This window comes from Candidatus Hydrogenedentota bacterium (assembly GCA_016791475.1).
Classification (GTDB): domain Bacteria; phylum Hydrogenedentota; class Hydrogenedentia; order Hydrogenedentales; family JAEUWI01; genus JAEUWI01.
The window spans coordinates 274-639 of the sequence record JAEUWI010000287.1; the positions used below are offsets into that span (position 1 = coordinate 274).

1 protein-coding gene is annotated in these 366 nt (G+C 70.5%); it reads right to left on the bottom strand.

The features are described from left to right. A partial coding sequence (locus JNK74_29240) for a hypothetical protein (protein MBL7650262.1) occupies window positions 1–351 on the bottom strand: 351 nt, incomplete at its 3' end. Between the last annotated feature and the right edge of the window lie 15 nt (window positions 352–366).

The window sequence follows — 366 nt, forward strand, 5'->3', positions numbered from 1 at the left end:
GCCGCCGTGCAGATCGACGACCTGGCCCACCGGGAGCGTCTCGCAGCTTTCCTGCCAGGCGGTGTCGGCGTCTTCGTGCGGGGGCGGGTCGCGCAGCAGGGCGAGCAGGCCGGGCAGGGCTTCGCGGCGCCCGGCGCGAGCGGCCGCCAAGGTGGCGGCGAAACCTGGCTCTTGGCGCCGCTCGGGGCCGTACCAGCGGGCAATGGCCTCGGCGGCCCAGGCCGGCTTTTTGTCGGCATGGCACTGGTTGCAGGCATTGGGCGTGCCGAGTTCCTGCGAAAGATCGGGGCGCGGAATGCGGAAGCTGTGATCGGGCCGGGCGTGAACGACCATGTAGTTCTTTTCCGGCATGTGGCAGTTTCGGCA